General features: G+C 44.0%; 19 protein-coding genes. 15 read left to right on the top strand and 4 right to left on the bottom strand.

From position 1 onward, the window contains the following. Positions 1–166 precede the first annotated feature (166 nt). The 8 genes from AC0YN6_RS04815 (at position 167) to AC0YN6_RS04780 (ending at position 6,573) form a co-directional block, all read left to right on the top strand. Positions 167–2,692, top strand: a complete 2,526-nt coding sequence (locus tag AC0YN6_RS04815; RefSeq protein WP_475745477.1) for a DUF11 domain-containing protein — start codon at positions 167–169, stop codon at positions 2,690–2,692. 23 nt (positions 2,693–2,715) lie between these two features. Then, complete coding sequence (locus AC0YN6_RS04810; protein WP_475745476.1) at positions 2,716–2,919, top strand: hypothetical protein; 204 nt, start codon at positions 2,716–2,718, stop codon at positions 2,917–2,919. A gap of 270 nt (positions 2,920–3,189) precedes the next feature. Next, positions 3,190–3,594, top strand: coding sequence for an NUDIX hydrolase (locus tag AC0YN6_RS04805; RefSeq protein WP_475745475.1), 405 nt, complete (start codon positions 3,190–3,192; stop codon positions 3,592–3,594). A gap of 259 nt (positions 3,595–3,853) precedes the next feature. After that, complete coding sequence (locus AC0YN6_RS04800; RefSeq protein ID WP_475745474.1) at positions 3,854–4,195, top strand: hypothetical protein; 342 nt, start codon at positions 3,854–3,856, stop codon at positions 4,193–4,195. A 123-nt stretch (positions 4,196–4,318) separates the two neighbouring features. Next, positions 4,319–4,870 (top strand): hypothetical protein, encoded by a 552-nt coding sequence (locus AC0YN6_RS04795; RefSeq protein WP_475745473.1) that lies wholly within the window; start codon positions 4,319–4,321, stop codon positions 4,868–4,870. Between the two features lie 286 nt (positions 4,871–5,156). After that, a complete protein-coding gene (locus AC0YN6_RS04790) occupies positions 5,157–5,477 on the top strand; it encodes a hypothetical protein (RefSeq protein WP_475745472.1) in 321 nt (106 codons plus the stop codon). Between the two features lie 4 nt (positions 5,478–5,481). Next, entirely contained in the window at positions 5,482–5,832 is a 351-nt protein-coding gene (locus tag AC0YN6_RS04785; protein ID WP_475745536.1) for a Type 1 glutamine amidotransferase-like domain-containing protein, read from the top strand. A 96-nt stretch (positions 5,833–5,928) separates the two neighbouring features. Continuing rightward, positions 5,929–6,573 (top strand): uridine kinase family protein, encoded by a 645-nt coding sequence (locus tag AC0YN6_RS04780; protein ID WP_475745471.1) that lies wholly within the window; start codon positions 5,929–5,931, stop codon positions 6,571–6,573. A 386-nt stretch (positions 6,574–6,959) separates the two neighbouring features. Here the strand turns inward: AC0YN6_RS04780 and AC0YN6_RS04775 are convergent, their stop codons facing one another. Both AC0YN6_RS04775 and AC0YN6_RS04770 read right to left on the bottom strand, forming a co-directional pair. Then, entirely contained in the window at positions 6,960–9,314 is a 2,355-nt protein-coding gene (locus AC0YN6_RS04775; protein ID WP_475745470.1) for an MMPL family transporter, read from the bottom strand. Positions 9,315–9,362: 48 nt separating this feature from the next. Continuing rightward, positions 9,363–9,980 carry a TetR/AcrR family transcriptional regulator gene (locus tag AC0YN6_RS04770; RefSeq protein ID WP_475745469.1) on the bottom strand — a complete coding sequence of 206 codons (618 nt, stop codon included), beginning with the start codon at positions 9,978–9,980 and terminating at the stop codon, positions 9,363–9,365. 316 nt (positions 9,981–10,296) lie between these two features. Here AC0YN6_RS04770 and AC0YN6_RS04765 point away from each other — a divergent pair, with 316 nt between their 5' ends. Next, a complete protein-coding gene (locus AC0YN6_RS04765) occupies positions 10,297–12,060 on the top strand; it encodes an ABC transporter ATP-binding protein (protein ID WP_475745468.1) in 1,764 nt (587 codons plus the stop codon). Positions 12,061–12,103: 43 nt separating this feature from the next. After that, on the top strand, positions 12,104–13,840 hold the full coding sequence (locus tag AC0YN6_RS04760) for an ABC transporter ATP-binding protein (protein ID WP_475745535.1): 1,737 nt from the start codon (positions 12,104–12,106) through the stop codon (positions 13,838–13,840). A gap of 101 nt (positions 13,841–13,941) precedes the next feature. Here the strand turns inward: AC0YN6_RS04760 and AC0YN6_RS04755 are convergent, their stop codons facing one another. Beyond that, positions 13,942–14,745: an AraC family transcriptional regulator gene (locus AC0YN6_RS04755; RefSeq protein ID WP_475745467.1), complete on the bottom strand. Its 804-nt coding sequence runs from the start codon at positions 14,743–14,745 to the stop codon at positions 13,942–13,944. Between the two features lie 173 nt (positions 14,746–14,918). On the opposite strand from AC0YN6_RS04755, the gene AC0YN6_RS04750 reads away from it, so the two are divergent. Both AC0YN6_RS04750 and AC0YN6_RS04745 read left to right on the top strand, forming a co-directional pair. After that, entirely contained in the window at positions 14,919–15,743 is an 825-nt protein-coding gene (locus tag AC0YN6_RS04750) for a phytanoyl-CoA dioxygenase family protein (protein ID WP_475745466.1), read from the top strand. 220 nt (positions 15,744–15,963) lie between these two features. Continuing rightward, complete coding sequence (locus AC0YN6_RS04745) at positions 15,964–17,199, top strand: peptidase (protein WP_475745465.1); 1,236 nt, start codon at positions 15,964–15,966, stop codon at positions 17,197–17,199. 79 nt (positions 17,200–17,278) lie between these two features. On the opposite strand, the gene AC0YN6_RS04740 is transcribed toward AC0YN6_RS04745, so the two are convergent. After that, the gene (locus AC0YN6_RS04740; protein WP_475745464.1) at positions 17,279–17,488 is read right to left on the bottom strand and encodes a hypothetical protein; all 210 of its coding nucleotides are present in this window, start codon (positions 17,486–17,488) and stop codon (positions 17,279–17,281) included. 204 nt (positions 17,489–17,692) lie between these two features. On the opposite strand from AC0YN6_RS04740, the gene AC0YN6_RS04735 reads away from it, so the two are divergent. The 3 genes from AC0YN6_RS04735 (at position 17,693) to AC0YN6_RS04725 (ending at position 22,118) form a co-directional block, all read left to right on the top strand. After that, positions 17,693–19,372, top strand: a complete 1,680-nt coding sequence (locus tag AC0YN6_RS04735) for a response regulator transcription factor (protein WP_475745463.1) — start codon at positions 17,693–17,695, stop codon at positions 19,370–19,372. An 87-nt stretch (positions 19,373–19,459) separates the two neighbouring features. Continuing rightward, positions 19,460–21,142 carry an extracellular solute-binding protein gene (locus AC0YN6_RS04730; RefSeq protein ID WP_475745462.1) on the top strand — a complete coding sequence of 561 codons (1,683 nt, stop codon included), beginning with the start codon at positions 19,460–19,462 and terminating at the stop codon, positions 21,140–21,142. A gap of 79 nt (positions 21,143–21,221) precedes the next feature. Continuing rightward, positions 21,222–22,118, top strand: coding sequence for an ABC transporter permease (locus AC0YN6_RS04725; protein WP_475745461.1), 897 nt, complete (start codon positions 21,222–21,224; stop codon positions 22,116–22,118). Positions 22,119–22,124: the final 6 nt, after the last annotated feature.

The raw sequence follows: 22,124 nt of genomic DNA, 5'->3' as shown, positions 1-22,124 counted from the left end.
TCATCCCCTAGCGGTAAATCCATAAACATGTATGTCACGACTGTCACGGCTCGACAGATCGTTGCTGCGATTTTCTTGAAATCGAAATATAAAGCAGGAACTTCGAATCAAGTTATTCGGAATTATGAATTCCGAGAGGCTTAGTCAAAGATAAAGAGGTGAAAATTTGGGAGTTCGAATTAAGCGTTCTGCTGATCTTTCAGTTTCAAACGAGAATCCAGATCCAGTATTAATATTTTCTCCCCTGACCTATACCGTTACCGTCAATAATAATGGTCCTTCTACTGCAACAGGGGTCACGTTAACCGACACACTGCCAACTGGTGTAACATTCATTACAGCCACCTCCAGCCAGGGAAGCTGTACGGAAACAGGGGGTATCGTAACATGCAGCCTCGGCACTTTAGCCAATGGGGCCAGTGCTACAGTTGAGATTGTGGTGATCCCGACCGCGGCAGGTACCATTACCAGCACCGCAACCGTTACCGGTAATGAGTTCGATCCCGATCTAGCCAACAATACAGATACGAAAACCACTACGGTCGATCCGGTCGCGGATTTAGCCGTGACCAAAACCGATAACCCCGATCCAGTATTCGTAGGATCCCCCTTGACCTATAACGTGGTGGTTCCCAATAATGGTCCTTCCACCGCAACAGGGGTTACATTGATCGATACGCTGCCAACCGGGGTAACCTTCGTTTCAGCCACTCCCAGCCAGGGAAGTTGTACGGAAACAGGCGGTACCGTAACATGCAGCCTCGGCACTTTAGACAACGGGGCCAGTGCTACAGTTGAGATTGTGGTGACCCCGACGGTGGACGGTACCATCGCTAACACGGCTAGCGTTTCCGGTAATGAGTTCGATCCCGATCTAGCCAACAATACAGATACGGAAACCACTACGGTCGATCCGGTCGCGGATTTAGCCGTGACCAAAACCGATACCCCCGATCCGGTAATCGTAGAATCCCCCTTGACCTATAACGTGGTGGTTCCCAATAATGGTCCTTCCACCGCAACAGTAGTTACGTTGATCGATACACTGCCGGCCGGAGTGACCTTCATTTCAGCCAATCCCAGCCAGGGAAGCTGTACGGAAACAGGCGGTGTCGTAACATGCAGCCTAGGTACTTTAGCCAACGGGGCCAGTGCTACAGTTGAGATTGTGGTAACCCCGACGGCGGCCGGTACCATCACTAACACGGCTAGCGTTTCCGGTAATGAGTTCGATCCCGATTTAGCCAATAATACGGACACGGAAGAATCCGTGATTATCCCGGAACCCCCCCTTTGTCCGTCAGCAGTTATCACCTGTGGAAATGGTAATACAGGATTCGGTTCGCCAGGAGAGAGGCAGGTAAACAATCCGGCACAAGATACGGCAGCACCAGATAACAATATTACTCAGAGTGAAACGAGCTTGGCTGCTTTCGGCTCGTTTATTCTGTTCGGATTTAATGACTCTAACCAAGCTATCACAGCCAATATTTCTGGATTTGCTTTCTCCAGTGACGGAGGCAGCACCTGGAATGATTGCGGTTCTATGCCTCAAAATCCCAACGTTGGGAATTTTGGTGACCCGGTCATCGCGGTAGACTCGCAAGGGGTATTTTACTATGCACATCTTGGCATAGATTTCACGCCTGATCCCACGCATTCATTTATTCAAATCTCCACAGCATCCGTGAATCTATTGACCAGGTTATTAGAAATCCGCAATCCTTTTGTAGCTGGTGAGGGTTCACCCAGTGACCCTGAATCCTTCCAAGACAAAGAATGGATCACAGTCGGGTTAGACTCCAGCAGACCCGGTCAACAATCCTTATATGTTACATGGACAGAATTTCCTTCTGACCTGTTTGCAGCTACAAGACTTCGTTTCGCCAAGTGGACTACTGGTTGCGATCCACAGCCCCTCATTGCAAGTAAAGACGTCACTATCGGTAGTACTCCCGTTCTTAATATCCAGGGGTCTTTTCCAGTTGCCGACAACTCAGGAAACTTGTATATTTTCTATGAGCAGTTTGGTGATGGGCTTTCAATTAATGTGGTTAAATCAACGGATGGGGGCCAATCCTTCTTAAACCCCGTTTCCACGGGAGGCGCTATTTCCCCTGTTATCGAAATAAACACAATTAGTTGTAATCAAGGGGCAATTGTGGTGAGCACAACTAAGGCTATTCGGATGAATGAGTTCCCTCACGCCGCAGTTGGTCCGGATAATACCTTATACGTAGTCTGGAACAGCTTTGATTCGCCTGGCAACTATAACATCAGGCTCGCGTTCAGTACAAACGGCGGCATGAACTGGACGGTGAGAACGATCACCACTACAACGACACATGAATTTTTTCCTTCTGTTGCAGCCAACGCTCTCGGTGCCCATATCCAATATAGCCGCTTCCTGGATCCGGATAACGTAGGTCTAGTGGGTAACGGAACATTTGCCTTATTCAAGCGTAGCTATGATCATATAACGAATACAATAAGTCCGGAAACTAGGTTGAGTACCGCGGATTCTTTGGTGCCGGATACAAATCCCAACTTTGATTCGGCACTCAATGATTGTTATATGGGCGACTATAATCAAATCATCGCCGGTCCGGGAACGACATTATTACACGGCTGGAGCGATAATCGTAATGGTACTAATGGAAACAATCCCGATACGTTCTTCATTCAGTCGTAAGTGAAACGAGAGGAGGATTTTAAGTGAATCAAGAAAATCAATCACAGCAGCAAAAACTAATAGATTATATTCAAAAAATTAAGGAATTACGTAATAGACCAAATGGAGTCTTGCCTTCATATGTTTTTAACGAAAGGGCCTTAAGGACTAGGGACCGGTCTTCTTCCGCATCGAATTCACCCTGTCCTTGTGAGAAATCTAAGGAAACCAATTTATCTGAAGAATAATAATAAACTAAGAAGGACCAGGAATGACAAATCAAGCAACTATCTTTTGTTCCAGCATTAGTAGTGGAAGGGATTTTAGAGTGTAGAGAAACTAGGTCGTTTCTCTACACTTTTTTCTTTACTGATCTCGCTTCCACTAATCCCTTTAATCGCGAGGATGGATTTTGCAAAGGGTTAACGCTCTACAGGATTGCTAACGGGACACTTTAGCACCATTAGGTAAATATGAAAAGATAGTTTTATAAAATTGAAGTATAGGAGATCGATGAGGTGACTCCAAAACATTTTCTTTCGGCAGCAACAATTGTAATTAATGAGCGTAATGAAATTTTATTAATAAAAGGTCCTGAACGAGGTTGGGAAATGCCAGGGGGCGTGGTTGAAGAAGGCGAATCGTTGAAAAATGCAGCGATCAGAGAAACAAAGGAAGAGAGCGGTATTGAAATAGAGATAACAAAATTTTGTGGTGTTTTTCAAAATGTTAGTCAGTCTATTTGTAACACCTTATTTTTAGGTAAACCAATCGGAGGAGAATTAACAACGAGCCCGGAGTCCTTAGAAGTAGGATTTTTTCCAATCGAAGTAGCATTAGATATGGTGACTTTTCTAAATTTCAGGCAGAGAATTGAGTTTTGTTTAAATGAAGAACATCATCCATTTTTTGTGGATTTCTGACTATAATCTCTGCGCTAACAGATGAGTATAGGTGTAACATTCATCAGAACGAGGCTGCCGGCATGTAACGGTAGGCATCGCTGAGCTAACGGATAACGATAATTGAATATCACACATAGATAAGCAGGAACTACAATTGCCTACTTTTTTTATTAACTTAACTGACAGTATAGTGGAACAAACAGAATTTTTTTTCGTCTAATAAATGTATAGAATATACAAGCGAACTATTAAACGTGATAGCTCAGGGGGTGTATATTTGAAGATTAAACTAATGTTACTGTGTTTCGTATTAATGATGACACTTATAGGTTGCAGTAAAGGAACAACAGAGTCAAAGTCATTAGATGAAATGAAGATGCGAGAGATCGCATGGAATTCATTGGAGGAATCTGAGAAAAAAACAGTTATTGGTGACTGGAAACAAGCAGAGGTCACCCTAGCTAAGTGGGATGACATTGGGATAAAAACAACCAAAGAAAAACCCGAAAACATAGCTCGGGTCTTATTTAAGACTACTTTTGATCCCTTAGTAGGTTCAATCGGTATTTATTTCGACACAGATGCAAATGAAATTATTGGTTATGACATTAGGATGTAAGTACAATCAGTATAAAAGTAAAAATCTACATATTCCCTCCTCTGTCTAATTGAACTAACTGGAAGTTTAGTGCAACCAATTCCATCCAGTTATCGTCATAACATTAGCGGGAGGGGGAGTGCAATGAAAGGGATATTTTGTACGTTGCTTCTTTTATTGTGGGTGATAACGGGATGTTCTGATAATTCTGATTCTGACATGGGAAATAACACGAAATTGGCGGAAGCTGTTAAGCAGGAAACCGATATGCCGTTAGAAAAGCCTACAGATTTCAATTTTATGGTCAGCTTCGGTTATGGCGATGTAACCAAGAATGTAATAGACACTTATATGGGAACAGTAACGAAAGATTTGATTATTAAAGGCTCGGTAACAGCAAACATCATATTTACCACAGATGAATTACGTGAAATATATGACAAAATGAAAGCAATAGACATAATGGGACCGAAACAATTATCTAAAGAAGATAGTTGTTTCAAAACGCCAAGCAACGAAGATAAGTGGAAAGTAACTGTTGATGGCGAAACAAAGACTTTTTCGTGGACAGACCAAAACTGTGGAATGACGGAGGATGCGAATCAATTACTGGAATTAAGAATCTACATCCAGCACATGGTTGAGGGTACGGAGGCTTATAAATCTTTGCCTGAAGCCGAAGGAGGTTATGACTGAAGTAAGGGCGAATTATAAGCTTGCACATCATGAAACCACTTTTCAATGTTAAGCTAACGGGTAAACGATAGTTGAATAACTCATGGATGAGCAGGTGCTTCGGTGGCCTGCTCTTTTTATTAATTTAACTGGCAGGTTAGTGCAACAAATGTCCTTCTTACTCGTATGAGTTTATATGTTTTTTTGAAAGGAATCTTTCCTATTATAATGTAATGAGACAAAAACAGACTCCGACGAGAAGTTACTTGTTGCAAATTCAAATATCTGTAATAGAAAGGATGGTCAAATGAAGAAGATAGTTCTCTCTGTATTATTACTATTAATTCTTTGTTCATGTAGCAGTCAGTTTAATAAAGAAACATGGTTAAAAGAACCAGATAAGAGAACTGACATGGTGCAAAGCTTAATAAATAAGCACGAACTTAAAGGAATGACTGAAGCTGAAGTTATTGACTTACTTGGAGAACCCGCACAAAAACTGGATGAACCTTATCGTCAATATGTTTATTACTTAGGGAGCGCAGGATTAGGAGTAGATGACAGTTTGTTACGACTCAATTTTAATAAGAACGGTGAACTTGAGAGTCATGAGGTAACACATGATTAGGTAAATCGCACCGAGGGAGTTCTTCCATACGATTAAAAGTGGAGCCCATGACATCATAAAAAATTTAGCAGCGCAGAACGTAGTTATTGTTGGAGTAAGTGCTGGTGCGCTACTACTTGGACCGAACATTAAAATCGTACAATTCTTCACCCCTGAAATGAACACATTGAATATGAATGATTTTACTGCATTAGACATAACTGACAAACTTATTTTTCCTCATTACGATAGGGAAGATTTGTTTAATGAGAATGCTGGTAGAACTATAGAAGAAAGAATAAGGGAGTTTGAAACCCTTGAAAATTGTGAAATTACAAGATTGAATGATGACCAATCTATACTAATATTATCATAACTTATTCTAAGTGAGGACATCACTGTTTCATTGGAAAGCGATTCAACTAACGGGACACGATAGCTCAATAATTATGAAGGACGGATGGAGGATTATATGGATAAGATATTACATAAGATAGCCAATTTGATTAGCGGTGAGGGTAAAAGAGTCACCATTGGAATTTCGGGTCATGGTGCCTCTGGAAAGACAACGTTTGTCCATAATCTTTTAAAGCTTCTGGGACATGATGATGTGAATTATATTAATACTGACCCCTATATAATCGGCTCTCATCTTAGGAAGTACACTTTAATCGACTATGAATATAAGAATAAACATCATCATGATAAAATGACAGCTTGTCATCCTGCTGCTCATAATATATTCGCTTTAGAGAGAGACATTCATATGATGAGAGATGGTTTAGATTTTTATACAATAGGCACGAATTATACAAAGAGAACGTTAATATCTTCACAAAAAAAAATAAATATTGTAGAAGGCATGAGCATTGCCTTTACAGACCTAAATTTGTATGAACTGAAAGTTTACTTATATACGGATGGAGAAACCGAGTTAATGAGAAGGAGCAAGCGTGATGTTTCTGAAAGAGGAACAGATATTAATTATTTAAGAAGATCTCATGAAGAGCGTAGGATTCAATATGATTTATTTATGCATCCATATCATCAAAAATTTGATATAGTTTTAAAAAATTCCAATGAAGATTATATTCTTGAAAAAAGCTGTTTTAATTAAAATATGAAATAAAGACATTTAAAATAATTAAGTGCAATTGACCATTGTGCGATGAATCATTCAACAAACGGGCAGTTTCCATCAATGTAAGGTAATAGTAATGTATATAAATATGGGAGGTGGTTTTAATTAATCAAGATCTATCCCGGGAAACGGTGTGCTGCTGGAAAGAACCAAGCCGGCGAAGCAATTATTAACACAAACGAACATCCCTATCAGTTCCGTTTCATCATCCGTTGGGAATTCGAACTTTTCTCAATTTACAAAAAGTATTTTAAAAATATGCTGAATTGGGACCGACGGAGTACAGAAGTCAATTCAGTAATCATAAGTAAAAATAAGGCCACCAGATCAACTGGTGGGCCTTATTTGTTTTAGCTAAGGAATTAGTAAGCACGACGAGGAGTGACCTTGATGTCGGCAGCATTTTCCTGTTCCTTCAGCTGTGCAATCAGTTTGTCTCCTTCGACATCTAGGTTCGGCAGCATGCGATCTAACCATTTTGGCAGCCACCAAGCTTTATCGCCGAAGACCGCCATGACTGCAGGGACGAGCGCCATGCGGACGATGAAGGCGTCGATAAGGATACCGATCGCCAGCGCAAAACCAATCTGTTTGATCATGATATCATGAGCGAAAATAAAGCCTGCGAAGACGGATACCATAATTACGGCTGCTGCTACAACTACGCGGCTAGCCTGATTGTATCCGTGAACGACGCTCTCCGTTCCATGATGCCCATGGACATAAGACTCTCGCATGGAGCTGACAAGAAATACCTGATAATCCATCGCCAGACCATATAGAATGCCGGTAACCATAATCGGCATAAAGCTGAGCAACGGGCCGCCAGTGTCAAAGCCGAAGAGGGAGTGCAGCCAGCCCCATTGGAATACGGCCGTTGTAATCCCGAATGTGGCGAGCACACTGAGAAGGAAGCCAACCGTAGCCTTGAGTGGAACGATGATTGAGCGAAAAACGAGCAGTAGAATAATGAGTGAAAGGATGACGATAATGCCGACGTAAAGTGGGAACACCTCAGCCAGCTTCGACGACATATCGATGTTGATCGCGGTGAATCCAGTAACGCCAATCGTGACATCATCCATCAGAGCCGTGCTCGAATCTGATGCTCGCAGCTCTTGCACCAAATTTTTCGTCTCCGCATCGGTCGGCCCTGTTTTCGGAATGAGACTAATAATGGACATATTACCGTTCTTGTTTACACCCATCGGCGTTACAAGCGAAACGTTATCGTGCTGTTGGAGCTTCTGAACCAGCCCGCCCAGCGTCTCCATCGAAATGTTGTCTGACGCTCCCTTAGGTTCTGCGACAAGGAGCAGCGGGCCATTAAAGCCTTCGCCGAAACCGGTAGAAATGGCATCGTAGCTCTGTCTGGATGCAGTGTCCAAGTTCGCTGTAGCACCGGAAGGAATGCCCATTTCCATCTTAGCGACAGGGAGCGCTGCTGCACCAAGTATGACAATAACGGCAACGATAATAAGCGAGCGACCCTTTGAAACTGCTGTGATCCAGCGGTGTGAGAACCCACGAGAAGTTTTATTCGCATGGCTATTGCTCTTCGAACGCGCTTTGGCCGAACAGATGCGTTCCCCTACCAGACCAAGCAGAGCTGGTAGCAGGGTTAAGGCAACGAGAACATTGACAAGTACGGCCAATGCGGCAACAAGCGCCATTGCAGACAAGAAGCCAATCCCGATTACAAGCATGCCGCATAACGCAATAATAACGGTCAAGCCAGCGAAAAATACGGCGCTGCCCGCGGTGCCAACAGCTCTGCTCGCCGCTTCCATAGCGCTTAGTCCCTGATCGAAAATTATTCGGCGCTGACGGTTGACGATGAACAGCGAGTAGTCGATACCGACGGCCAGCCCGACCATAAGCGCCAGAACAGGTGTAAGATCGGTCATATGGAATATTTTCGAGAATGCAAAAGCCCCTCCAACACTTATGCCCACTCCCATTAGAGCGGTAAGAAGCGGTAATCCTGCAGCAACAACCGATCCGAGTGTCATGAATAGCACAACGGCGGCGACGGCAATACCGATTGCTTCAGTAGAACCAATGGCAGGCTTGGTCGAAAGTGAGTCGCTCGGCAATGCGGTAATACCAGTCTTCTCAACGGGCATGACAGCATCAATTACCGAATCTGGAACCCATTCAGGCAATGACATTTGCTGAACGGTAAATTGGAATTGGAATAGTGCTACGCTGCCGTCAGATGCAAGCATTACGCCAGGTACCGGAACACCATTCACCATCAAAGGACCATAGGGTGGCATCTCGCTTGCAGAGGCTTGACCCGATTCAGATGCGTTCGCTTGCCCAGTTTGTGCAGCTTCATTTCCTTGAGCGGCATCGGACATCGATGCTCCGGCTTGTGCAGCCAATTCGATGGGGTTAATGACATATTCAAGGTTGTATACCTTATTAACGGCTTCGCTAATGGAGCTCAATCGCTCCTCTGTATCCAGACGTTCGCCCTTCGGCGCCGTAAACACGATACTGGCTTGTCCGCCAGAAGCCTCAGGCAGTTCTGCCGTCAACTGATCTAACACCTTCTGTGATTCCGTGCCCTCAATTTTCATATCTGAACTGACATGAATACCGTTCACCCCAAGCAAGGCGAGCACAACTCCGAGGATCACGATCCAACTGATAATGAAATACCAAGGTCTGGTATAGGCTGACTTGCCCATTCGGTACAGGAAAGTTGACATACGTGAATATTTCTCCTTTGCATGTAGAAATAAAGTGAATGTACTGAACTAGAAGCCGTTTCGTAAGTAATCGAACATGGAGTCTAAATAGTGATTGAGCGTAACAGCCTCTGGGTTTTCTGCGGCTGATTGACCTGGTAGCAGCACGTCTAGACTGCCGTCAAGCAATGGCAGCACGGCCCCATAAACAGCACCGACGAGTAAGTGGGTGTACCCTTCGGGATAACGTCCATGGGATAACTCGCTTAATGTCTCTTGAGCGGATATTTGCAAACGACGAAGTCCGCTGAGGATGTATGGCTCTAGTGACGGGTAATGTTTTGAGAGAGATACCAGCTGTTGCAATTTCAGGAAATGCTCTGCTGTTAGCTGCATCTTCATCAAATGGTACAAGATATCAAGTGGAGAAATGTCTTCGTTTAAGCCATCGATCCAACCCTTGACTTCATCTGCTCCATTAAAGATGACAGCCGCCGATGCTACCGCTTCTTCCTTGCAGGAGTAGTGGTTCGCGAACGTTCTTCTGGAGTAACCAGCGAGCTGTACGACATCTTCAACGACGAAGCCGTCCATCCCTTTTTCCAGAGCGAGTGCGAACGCTGCATCGGCAAGCGCATTTGCAGTTGCTTCCCTTTTGATATCACGTAGGCTTTGTTTGTTCATCATCTAACGCTTAAGCGTTCACCTCTTTTCAGATAGACTGATAGCTGCTAAAAAAATAATTTATATCTATATTATTGCCCAATGGGCAATGATGCACAATGAGCAAGTTGTTACGGATTTGTGGCGATAATCGGTCCCTTACGATGCGAGGTTAAAGAGGATCATGTTTACGCCGAAGGCTATCAAGTACCATGAGATAAAAAATCAAAAAAATCTGGAGCAGCAGTCGTCAAAGTTGTGAGGGTGGCTTCTAATCATGTAATATAGTTAGCAGGCTTATAGTCTAAGCTTATCAATATGGAGAAGGAGCGTTCGATAAATGCTTAAGATTTTGAAATATTTCAATCCCAAAAATGTTTGGTTTATCCTCGTCAGCACTGCGTTTATCGTGTTCCAAGTATGGCTAGACCTCAAGCTTCCCGACTATTTGGCAGAAATCACAAAGCTGGTGCAGACGGAAGGAAGTTCATTAAGCGAGGTTTGGGAGCCTGGCGCTTATATGATGCTGTGTGCCATTGGAAGCTTAATCGCATCCTTCATCGTCGTCTATTTGGTCGCGCAGAGTGCCGCGTCGCTCGCCAAGAGGCTTAGAAGCCTTCTCTTCGACAAGGTTGAATCGTTCTCGATGGCTGAGATGAATCAATTCTCGACGGCGAGCCTCATAACTCGCTCTACGAACGATATTACGCAAGTACAGACGATTGTGGCGATGGGGCTGCAGGTCATGATTAAGGCGCCTATTCTAGCAGGCTGGGCGATTGTGAAGATTTCCGGCAAGAGTTGGCAGTGGTCGCTTTCGTCCGGTGTTTCGGTTGCTCTGCTTCTTCTCATGATCGCGATCGTTATTTTGTTCGCCATGCCGAAGTTCAGACTGATTCAAGGACTAACGGATCAATTGAACCGGGTAACGAGGGAAGGGTTGAATGGTCTGCGAGTCATTCGTGCCTATAATGCGGGACCGAGCCAAGAAGCGAAGTTCGATCGCGCGAATCAGGAGTTAACTGATGCGAATCTGTACACAAGCCGATTAATGGCATTAATGATGCCGGTTATGAGTCTTATCATGAGTGGATTAAGCTTAGCGATCTATTGGATCGGCGCCTATCTGATCAATGGGGCGGATGCAGCGGCTCGGCTCGGCTTGTTCAGTGATATGGTCATCTTTTCTTCCTATGCAATGCAGATCGTCTTGGCTTTTATGATGATGTCGATGGTTTTCTTCATGCTGCCGCGGGCGTCGGTCTCTGCCAAGCGCGTAATGGAGGTGTTAAATACGGAACCGAGCATCATGGATGGAAGCTCAAAATCGACTTATGCTGCGAAAGCAGGAGAGATTGAATTCAGAAATGTCAGCTTCAAGTATGCGGATTCGGATGAATATGTTCTTAGGGACATCAGCTTTGTTGCGCGCAGGGGTGAGACGGTTGCGTTTATCGGCTCGACTGGCAGCGGCAAGAGTACTTTGATGAACTTAATTCCGAGATTTTACGATGTGTCGTACGGAGAGGTGCTTGTCGGGGGCCTGAACGTGAAGGAGTATGCTCTGCGGGATCTGCATAACAAGCTTGGTTACGTTCCTCAGAAAGCTGTATTGTTTAGTGGAACCGTGACATCCAACGTCGCCTATGGTGATAACGGCAGAGTAGCGGGGTCAGCGGACGATGTGAAGAAAGCGGTAGCGATCGCTAAGGGTCAAGAGTTTGTCGAGAAGCTGGAAGGTGAGTACGAGGCCAATATCTCTCAAGGCGGATCGAATTTGTCTGGTGGACAGAAGCAGAGATTATCCATCGCGAGAGCTCTATACCGTAAGCCTGACATCTACATATTCGACGATTCATTCTCTGCGCTTGATTACAAGACAGACCGTCAGCTGCGTTCCATGCTGAAGCAAGAAACATCCGGCGCTACCAACCTGATTGTGGGGCAGAGAATCGGAACGATCAAGGATGCCGATCTCATACTCGTTCTCGACGAAGGGAAGATCGTAGGAAGAGGCACGCATCAAGAGCTGCTTCAGACCTGCGAGGTATATCGTCAGATCGCAAACTCTCAGTTATCGAAGGAGGAGCTTGAAATTGGCTAAACAACAGGTCGCAACCAAACAAAGCATAGATTTCAAAGGCACAATGGGTAAACTCGTTGCTTATTGCAGGCCTTATGTTCCTCTTATTGCTATAGCCCTGCTGCTGTCAGTCGTGGGCACGATATTTACGATTATCGGGCCAAGCAAGTTGGAAGACATGACGGATCACATTACCGTGGGGTTAATGGGCGAAATCGACATGGATGCGGTTAGCAAAATCGGAATACTGCTTGCCGTCCTATACGGATTAAGCGTCATCTTCTCATTCTTCCAAGGTTATATTATGGCTACAGTCACGCAAAAGGTAACGAGAAGCATGCGTACGCGCATCTCGAAGAAAATCAACAAGCTTCCGTTGAAATATTTCGATTCCACTAGTAACGGTGATGTTCTGAGCCGTGTCACGAACGACATCGATACGATCGGACAAACGATGAATCAGAGCGTAGGGATGCTTGTAACTTCAGTCACGATGCTGGTCGGCTCCTTGGTTATGATGTTCGTCACGAACGTATGGATGACGTTGACAGCGATCATTTCAACGTTTCTAGGATTTGCATTCATGACCGTGATGATCAAAAAATCGCAAACGCATTTCGTTCATCAGCAAGCAAACCTAGGTGCGATGAATGGCCATGTCGAGGAAATATACTCGGGCTACGATGTCGTTAAGGTCTACAATGGAGAGCGGAAGGCGAAGGAAACCTTTAACGAAATTAACGATAAATTATACGAAAGCTCATGGAAGTCGCAATTTTTATCCGGCTTGACGATGCCGCTCATGATGTTTGTCGGTAACTTCGGCTATGTGGCAGTCTGTATTGTCGGCGGAGCATTAGCGATGGATGGTCAAATTTCGTTTGGTGTTATCGTCGCTTTCATGCTCTATGTCCGGCTATTCACGCAGCCTCTAGGACAAATCGCGCAGGCAGCGACAAGTCTGCAATCGACTGCAGCCGCAGCCGCACGCGTTTTTGAATTTTTGGAAGAGAAAGAGCTCGAGAACGAGAACCATAAAACGAAGATGCTAAAAGACGTTAAAGGGCAAGTAGAGTTCCGAAACGTTTCCTTTGGATATGATCCGAATAAGCTCATCATTAACGATTTCTCGGCTCGTGCTTTGCCCGGTCAGAAGATCGCCATCGTTGGACCGACGGGTGCGGGGAAGTCGACGATTGTCAATTTGCTGATGCGATTCTATGAGCTGAACGGCGGAGAGATTGTCATCGACGGCGTTCCGATACAGGAGCTCAAAAGGGAAAACGTACATGAGCAATTTTGCATGGTGCTTCAGGATACATGGTTGTTCGAGGGGACGATTAAAGAAAATATCATCTTCAACAAGCAAGGCGTTACCGATGCCGATGTGTTGAATGTCTGCAAGGCCGTAGGCATTGACCATTTTATCCGGACCTTGACACATGGCTACGACACTGTATTAAACGAGCAAGTGAATCTTTCCGCGGGGCAGAAGCAGCTGATTACAATTGCGAGAGCGCTCATTGCAAACGCACCGCTGCTCATCCTCGACGAGGCGACGAGCTCCGTCGATACGAGAACGGAGCTTCTCATTCAGGAAGCGATGGACCGGCTGATGGCGGGACGAACCTCTTTTGTTATCGCGCATAGGCTGTCTACGATTAAGAATGCCGATATAATCCTCGTCATGAAGGACGGCGATATTATCGAGAGTGGCAATCATCAAGAGCTGCTTGCGGCGAAGGGCTTCTATGCCGAATTGTACAATAGTCAGTTCGAGACTGCGGAAGCGGTTGTGTAACGGGACGTATACTTCATTTCGATGATCTAAAAAATAATAAATAAAAAAACAATTTCCTGTTCGTTCAGGAAATTGTTTTTTTATTTTCAGTGTAGTTTTTTTCATCTGAATGACCGCCATTTGCTCGGAGATTGCCCGTACTTTCGCTTAAACAGCTTGGAAAAGTGAAACTCATCATAAAATTGAAGATGTGACGCTATTTCCTTCACAGTCAAACTTGTCGTCTCCAGCGATACTTTGGCCGATTCTAGCTTTAGATTAAGGATGTATTCGCTGGGAGATTGATCGGTTAAAGCGCGGAAGCGGGAGAAAAAAGCTGTCCGCGACAAGCCGCTTCGTTCGATGAGTTCTTCAACCCGAATATCCTTGTCCATGTTTCGATGGATATAGATTAAAATGTTGTCTAGCTCTTTATGACGCGAGGTCGGTGAAGAACCGTGCTCTTTAGCAAAGAGAAGAAGTAATTGTTGCAAGATGATATTGGCCGAATAGGCGTAGCCGAAGGTCTCTGCAATCAAGGTGTCAATCAAACGCTCGCAAAGCAGAACCGCCTCCGCAACTTTCCCTGATATCTCGACCTTGCTTACAGGCAGTTGAAGATTTCGAATGGCATCCAGTGAACTGAAATCAAGATAATAAAATTTCCAGTTATTATCATGACATTTATATTCGGTCGCAATAGCCTCTTGAACGAAAAAGAAGGAGCCTTCCTGTAACTCATAGCGATTATTCCCTTGGGTTAAAATCCCTTTACCTTCATACGTAATAAAAAGTCCGGGTACAACGAATCCTTCTTTGTTCGTATTGTTATAAGCGTCGTTCGCTTGCACTTTCCAAATCGAAATAAATTGTGGGAAAGTGATAGGGGCGTTCCCCAGTACATAAGGAATATTCATATAGGACATATCGACCCATCCTCTTGGAATTGTTCTAGTATACATTTTTTTGCAGTGATATTATTGAAATAACCATATATTTTGTACAATTATACATGAATAATATACTTAAATCCATGGATGAGCACATGAAATTCCTCTACACTTAGAACAAATGCCAAGAGCAGAGGAGTGTTGTTGAAATGAAGGTCAAAGTTGGAAGCCGCGAATTAGTAATGGATGGTGAGCAGCTCACAGAGCTCAGAAGCTCAAATGATATTTTGCATGATGTTCAGGCTTTGCGTGATCGGATGGAGGAAGACGGGTATTTACTCATTCGAGGGTTTCATGACCGTGACAAGGTGCTGCAGGCCCGAACAGGTATTTTGGAAAAAATGGACCGGATGGGGAAGCTAGATCGCGATACACAGCTAGAAGAGGGCGTTATGGCTGACGGCAGCAAAACGATTTTCTTTGGAGGTACGAACGAGGATCTTCCTGCGCTGCTAAATGTTTTAAATGGGGAGCACATCATGAGTTTTTTCGATGCATTCCTCAGGGAGCAGTCACTGACGTATCATTATAAGTGGCTTCGTGCGGTAGGCAAGGGAGATTTTACTGGTGCGCACTACGATATTGTTTATATGGGCAGAGGTACCCCGAATGTCTATACGGTTTGGTCTCCTCTAGGAGATGTTTCATATGAGATGGGGGGGCTGGCGATTTGTCTGGGCTCGCACCGATTCGAATCGTTGAAGCAATCTTATGGTTCCAAAGATTCGGACCGTGACGGTCTCGGACATTATACGGATGATCCGCTCGTTATAACGGAGAAGTTCGGCGGTCAGTGGGCGACAACCGAATATCAGGCAGGAGATGTTCTTATCTTCGGCATGTTTCTGATGCATTGCTCACTTGAGAATACAACCAACCAATACCGGCTAAGTGTGGATGCAAGATACCAGTCGGCTAACGAGAAGGTTGACGAAAGATGGAGCGGCAAAAAGCCGAAGGGTCATTTTAAATAACGGAAATCCTCAATTTCATTGAATATGTAGATAGACAAGCATGGTGAGCCCTGATTATTTTCAGGTTTTTTTTAATTGTGATCAAATCGCGGTGTAAATGGATAAGAATAAGCTCATCCCAAATTTGTGTAACATTTTTTACAGATTAACCGTCTAAGAATAGGTAAGCAAGATTCTTTCCAAGAAACACACATTCAGACACAAATTGGAGGAAATACAAATGAAAAAAATGTTCAAGTTATTAGCAACAACATCAATTCTAGCAATGACAGTTGTTCCGATGGCAGCAAACGCAAAGGACGTTCCTCCCCCAACGATTCATAATGGACAAGGTTTAATTCAAAACGAAGCGAAAGTTGCCCCTGCTACATTAGGTCAAATAACTGATTTTGTGAACGATCGTTCAGGTAAATTCATTACAGTAAAAGGTCGAGGTCTTGCTATATCAGATCAAAGCGAGATCATTCTATCCATTACCAAAGATACTAAAATTATTGATTCCAAAGGAAAAAGAGTGGCATTAAAAACGATCATTGATGAGAAAAGGGTCGTAAAAGCATTTTATGGAGGAAAGATAACGCGGAGCCTTCCTGCACAAGGAACAGCATTGACGCTCGTTGTTCAAGATAAAAGCTTTAGTGGAATTGATGGCACGGTATCCGAAGTGGGTGAAAACAGCATTGTTGTAAAAGGGACAGGCCTCTACTCATCCATTGAAGAAACGGTTATTTTGCGATTTGCGGATAAAGCTCAAATCATTGACCAAAACGGTAAGTTTATTGATGCAAGCAAGATCCAAGCAGGAATGAGCGTCAAAGCGTTCTACGGCCCTGCAGTTACAATGAGCATTCCGCCTCAATCGACAACGAACTATATTTTGGTAAATACGACTATTGAAGAAGAAGCTCACAAAGATCTTCCAGGTACAGACGGTATTGTTACGAACGTAACAGACAATCGTATTACCGTGATTGGAAACCCAATGGAAAAAGGCGGGACGGATTATGTCATCCTAACCGTGGACGAGAAGACTCAAATCGTTGACCAAGAAGGCAACCCATTAACGAAAGACGCTTTGAAAAGTGATGTGCGCGTCGATACTTACTATAGTGAAGTAATGACAATGATCTACCCAGCTCAAACGCATGCAGAGAAAATTGTGGTGAAAGAAACGGAAACGAACAAAGTTGAAGGCACAATCATTGACTCAGATCGTACAGGAAAAGGTCAAGTCTATGTTAATACGGGGTCTGACAAATCCACAGATAACGATATCATTTTGAACATAACGGATAAGACCAAAGTAATTTCCTATCTGCCTCATGATGCTGAGGTGAAGACAGGCAAGAAAATTATAGCATATCACTCCCCTATCATGACGAGATCATTGCCAGGTATCACGAATGCAGAAATTGTAATCGTGTATGCTGACGATAGTCCAGTAGATTCTAAATAACAACACCGGACCCAGTCGATTTCTCACGAGATCAATAAAAAAAAGACCGATTACGATATCGGTCAATGAGAAATTTTGTTTAGACGAAAAATGAATTAGCTGCTCTATGGATGATACTTCCGTCAGACATACGAACTGAATCATCGTTATATCCTACAATTGTAGAGGCTGGTCGAATCTGCATACCATTTTGCATTGCTTTGATTATAGCTTTTTGAGTAATAGCTACTTCAAAATCTTTGTTCGTAATTAGTCTTTGGCCTTCTTGAAGTTTAATTTTCGCTTGCATTTAAACATTCCTCCACGATTCTTTTTTATGCTAAGGTCAAATAATACACTAATTACCTCATACAAAGCAATGGAATCGAGTGCAAATGAACAAAATTTTATTCTAATTCAAATCAAATTGTGCTTATAATGACATGAGTACGAACCACCCTTTTGGGTGGTTTTTTTTATAATGCAGATGTCGCATGTAGAGAGGAAGATTTGAGTGTATAGACTATTAATAGTAGATGATGAACCCATTATTGTAGAGAGCATGCTCGATCTGTTCGAGCGTAAATCCGAGTTGGAGTTAGAAGTATTCGGTGTATGCGCTTCGGCTGAAGCTTTGAACATGCTGGAGAAGACAAAAATAGATATCGTTCTTACTGATATCCGAATGCCAGGTTTGAACGGCATCGAGCTGCATCGCGAAATAATCGAACGTTGGCCATGGTGTAAGGTCATTTTCCTTTCCGGTCATGACGAATTCGAATTTATTCAGAAGGCAATGCGTAATGGAGGCGTCGATTATCTCTTAAAAATGGAAGGAACGGATGCGATTCTCCGAGCCATTCAAAAAGCGACGCAATCGTTGACAGATGCGATCGAGGTTGAAAATCTAATTGAAAGGTCGAAGAAGCAGACGCAGGCGATTCAACCGTTCCTGCAAAAGGAACTGTTGTGGAGACTTGTCCATTCCGACACTTACTCGCTTCGTTCAATTGGGGAGCAGTTCCGAGATCTGAATATTCCTTTGAATGCCGAAGATCCAGCTTTTATGCTCATCGGCCGTATTGACGATTGGCGTGAAGGTACAAGCGCCTTCGATAAATCGCTGTATTCGTTTGCAATACAAAATATTGCGGAAGAGTATATGTCTGCTTCAATCCGTCAAGTATCCTTTGAATTCGAAGAGAAGACGAAAATTGCTTGGTTGATTCAACCGAAACAAGACGGATTCTTCAAAAGCAGAGTGATGGAGTCGAGAGAGCGAGCTTTGGCGTTTGTCAAAGGCGTAGCGGAAATGATCCAGCACGCGTGCAAGAAGCTGCTCAATATAAAACTATCGTTTGCCGTGGGTACGACATACCGGGAATGGAAAGAGTTGTCTGATCAGTTTGAGCATTTGCGTTTGTTGATGAATCGCGGGCTGGGACTGGGACAAGAATTGCTGCTGCTTGAACAGCAATCACATGAACTTGCCGTGGATTTGGATGTAATAGAGCTGCGCAAACAAATGAAAAAAATGACACTGATGCAAACGCTTTTGGAAAACGGTCAACAGGCACATTTTACAGTCGAATATTCTTTGTTGATGAAGCTCGCAGCATCCGCTGCGGGAAAATCAGATAGTACCAGAACTGAAATATACTTTACGCTCGTTTCTATGTTCTTATCCTACGTGAATCGCTGGAAGGTTCATGAGGAAATCGGCGATGACATTAATCTCGGCATGATGACTTTGATGGATTACACAAACAATTGGCTTGAAGTGACCGAATACTTCGGCAAATTGGCTGAAGTGATTTTTGAGCAGAAATCATCGGGTCAAGGAAATCAAGAGATGGATGTTGTGAGTCAAGTTCAGCGCTATATTCGGCACAATGTGGCTGGTGATCTTAGTTTGAATCGAATTGCCGAGGTGGTAGGTCATAATCCGTCTTATTTATCAAGGTTATATAAACGCATAACGGGTGAAGGACTATCCGATTTTATTACGGCGGTGAAAATAACGAAGACGAAGGAGCTGCTGATGGAAAATAGGTTGAAAATCAACGAAATATCCAAAGCAGTCGGTTTCCTTTCGGAGCAATCATTTTACCGTTTTTTTCGCAAAGCGACGAATGCAACCCCGCAGGAATACCGGGATCAGATTGGAAGGTCAACAGATGATAGTCCAATGTAAACAACGGTGAATAGAAGGGGGACGACAAGCTTCATTATAATCAAGGTGCAAGATCGATAAGGAATGATTTTGAAGGGGGAACGGATAATGGCAAAGAAGAAATGGAAGACTGCAACGTCGGCATGCGTTCTGGCATTGGCACTTGCGACAAGCGCCTGCTCGAATGGTAACAAAAATGAGGAGCAGTCGCCAGAGCCAGCGGGAAATGCCGCTACGAAATCGACGGCAGATGGTCCGTTGGTTAAATACGAGCCTCCTATCGAAGTTCACGCCATACGGGGAAGTATGCCGGACGACCGTTTCAAGAACGGGGATACGATGGAGAACAACGTATGGACCAAAGAGTACGAAAGTGCACTCGGTATTAATCTAGTTTACGATTGGCTGGCTGATGCCAACGGCGGAGATGAAAGCGCACTCAATAAAAAACTGAACGTGGCCATCGCCTCTGACGATCTTCCCGACGTATTTGGAGTCAGTATGAAGCAGTTGAGTCAGCTGGTCGAAGCGGGTCAGGTTCAAGATATGACGGAAGTATTCGAGCAGTACGCTACCCCGGAGCTGAAAGAATTAGCGAACCAGGATGGCGGGCTTGCCTTGAAATCAGCTACGATAAATGGAAAATTGATGGCTATTCCGAAATTCGGCGGCAATATTGAAGGCGCTGATGTTGTATGGATTCGTACCGACTGGTTGGAGAAGCTGAATCTGACTGCACCGAAAACGATGGACGATTTGATGAAAATATCCGAAGCATTCGTGACGCAAGATCCCGATGGCAACGGTAAAGCCGATACATTCGGTCTTGCTCTGTCGAAAGATCTATACGGCGGCTTCGCCAACTTGACTGGTTACTTCAACGGGTACCATGCCTATCCGAATATATGGGTAAAGAATGCTTCCGGTGAAATCGTCTACGGTAACGTTCAGCCCGAGATGAAGGCGGCTTTGGCAAAGCTTCAGGAAATGTACAAATCCGGACAATTGGATCGTGAATTCGCAGTCAAGGACGGCAGCAAAGTGATAGAGTCGATATCTCAGAACAAAGTAGGCATCCAATTCGGCGCGAACTGGAACTCCTATTATCCGCTGAATGATGCAAAAAAACAAAACCCAGGAATGGATTGGAAGCCTTATCCAATCGTCTCAATCGATGATCAACCAGCTAAGCCGGGTCTGGGATTTGCTATCTACGAATATTATGTGGCTGCCAAAGGATTTGAGCACCCTGAGGTTATCGTAAAAATGCTAAATCTTCAGCACGAGCGGTTTTATGGTAAAACAGCGGATTGGGTCAAATATTCGGTAGCTAAAGACGGTACAGAAATTTTCCAATATCCTTTATTCCAAGTATTTCCTCCAAACAAAAACATTCCGGACAATTTCGAAGCGATCAAAGAAGCGTTTAAGACGAACGATGCTACCAAGCTGAATCAGGAGCAGAAGGATAACTACGATAAAATAGCAGCTTTTATGAAAGGTGACGACACAAGCTGGGCGGTAGATCGTCAGACGGGTCCAGAAGGTTCAGCTTTTGAAGCGCTTGCAGGTTATAAGGACAATGCGATGACCACCGAGTTCCTTGGCGCCAGCACACCAACAATGGTAACCAAAAAGAGTACATTGGACAAAATGGAGCGGGAATTGTTTACAAAAATCATTATGGGATCGGCTTCGATCGACGAGTTCGACAAGTTCGTTGAGGATTGGAAGAGGCTCGGAGGCAACGAGATAACCAAAGAAGTCAACGAATGGTATGCTGCTCAATAGAAACAGCAGGCAAAGGAAGCGGATGGCAGCTTCATTCGTTTCCTTTGGTCGTTAGAACAACGGAAAGAGGTATCTGCATATGCGAAGCAAGTGGATGAGGGAATTACCTCTGCATTTTTTGGTGCTGCCGAGTCTTGTGCTCATTATTATTTACAGCTATATCCCCATGTTTGGCATCGTTATTGCGTTCCAAAAATTTTCACCGGCCAGAGGTTTTTTCGGTTCCCCTTGGATTGGGCTGGATAACTTTCAATATGTATTCGAACTTCCAGATACGATGCAGGTTATATGGAATACGGTTTTGATTGCTAGTATGAAAATTATAGCTGGACTTATTGTGCCGGTAGTGATTGCATTGCTGCTTAATGAAATCCGAATCGCTTTTTTCAAGCGCGGTATCCAAACACTGATTTACTTGCCGCATTTCCTTTCGTGGATCATTCTGGGGGGAATTCTGATCGATATCTTGTCTCCCAGCACAGGGATTATCAATCAATTGCTCATCTTCATCGGCATCGATCCTATCTTTTTCTTAGGCGATAATAGATGGTTCCGATACGTTTTGGTTCTGTCTGACGTCTGGAAGGAATTCGGATTCAGTACCATCGTGTATTTGGCCGCATTAACCAATGTGAGTCCGATGCTGTATGAAGCGGCTGTCATCGATGGGGCAACCCGCTGGAAACAAACTTTGTATATTACTCTTCCTGGCATGCTGCCAATTATCATCTTAATGACGACATTGAGTTTGGGTAATGTGCTAAACGCCGGCTTCGAGCAAGTGTTTACACTTTATAATTCGACCGTATATGAATCCGGCGATATACTCGATACTCTTGTTTACCGAATCGGTGTCGTTGATGCCCAATATAGCGTGGCTACAGCGGTCGGATTGTTTAAATCGGTGGTGTCATTGTTGTTTATTTCTATCTCATATTTCCTTGCCTATCGCGTAGCCGGTTACCGGATTTTTTAAGAAAGG

The sequence above is a fragment of the Paenibacillus sp. J22P15 genome (genome assembly GCF_056269345.1).
The sequence above is the reverse complement of the archived record's forward strand: the minus strand, read 5'-3'. Positions and strand labels throughout refer to the sequence as shown.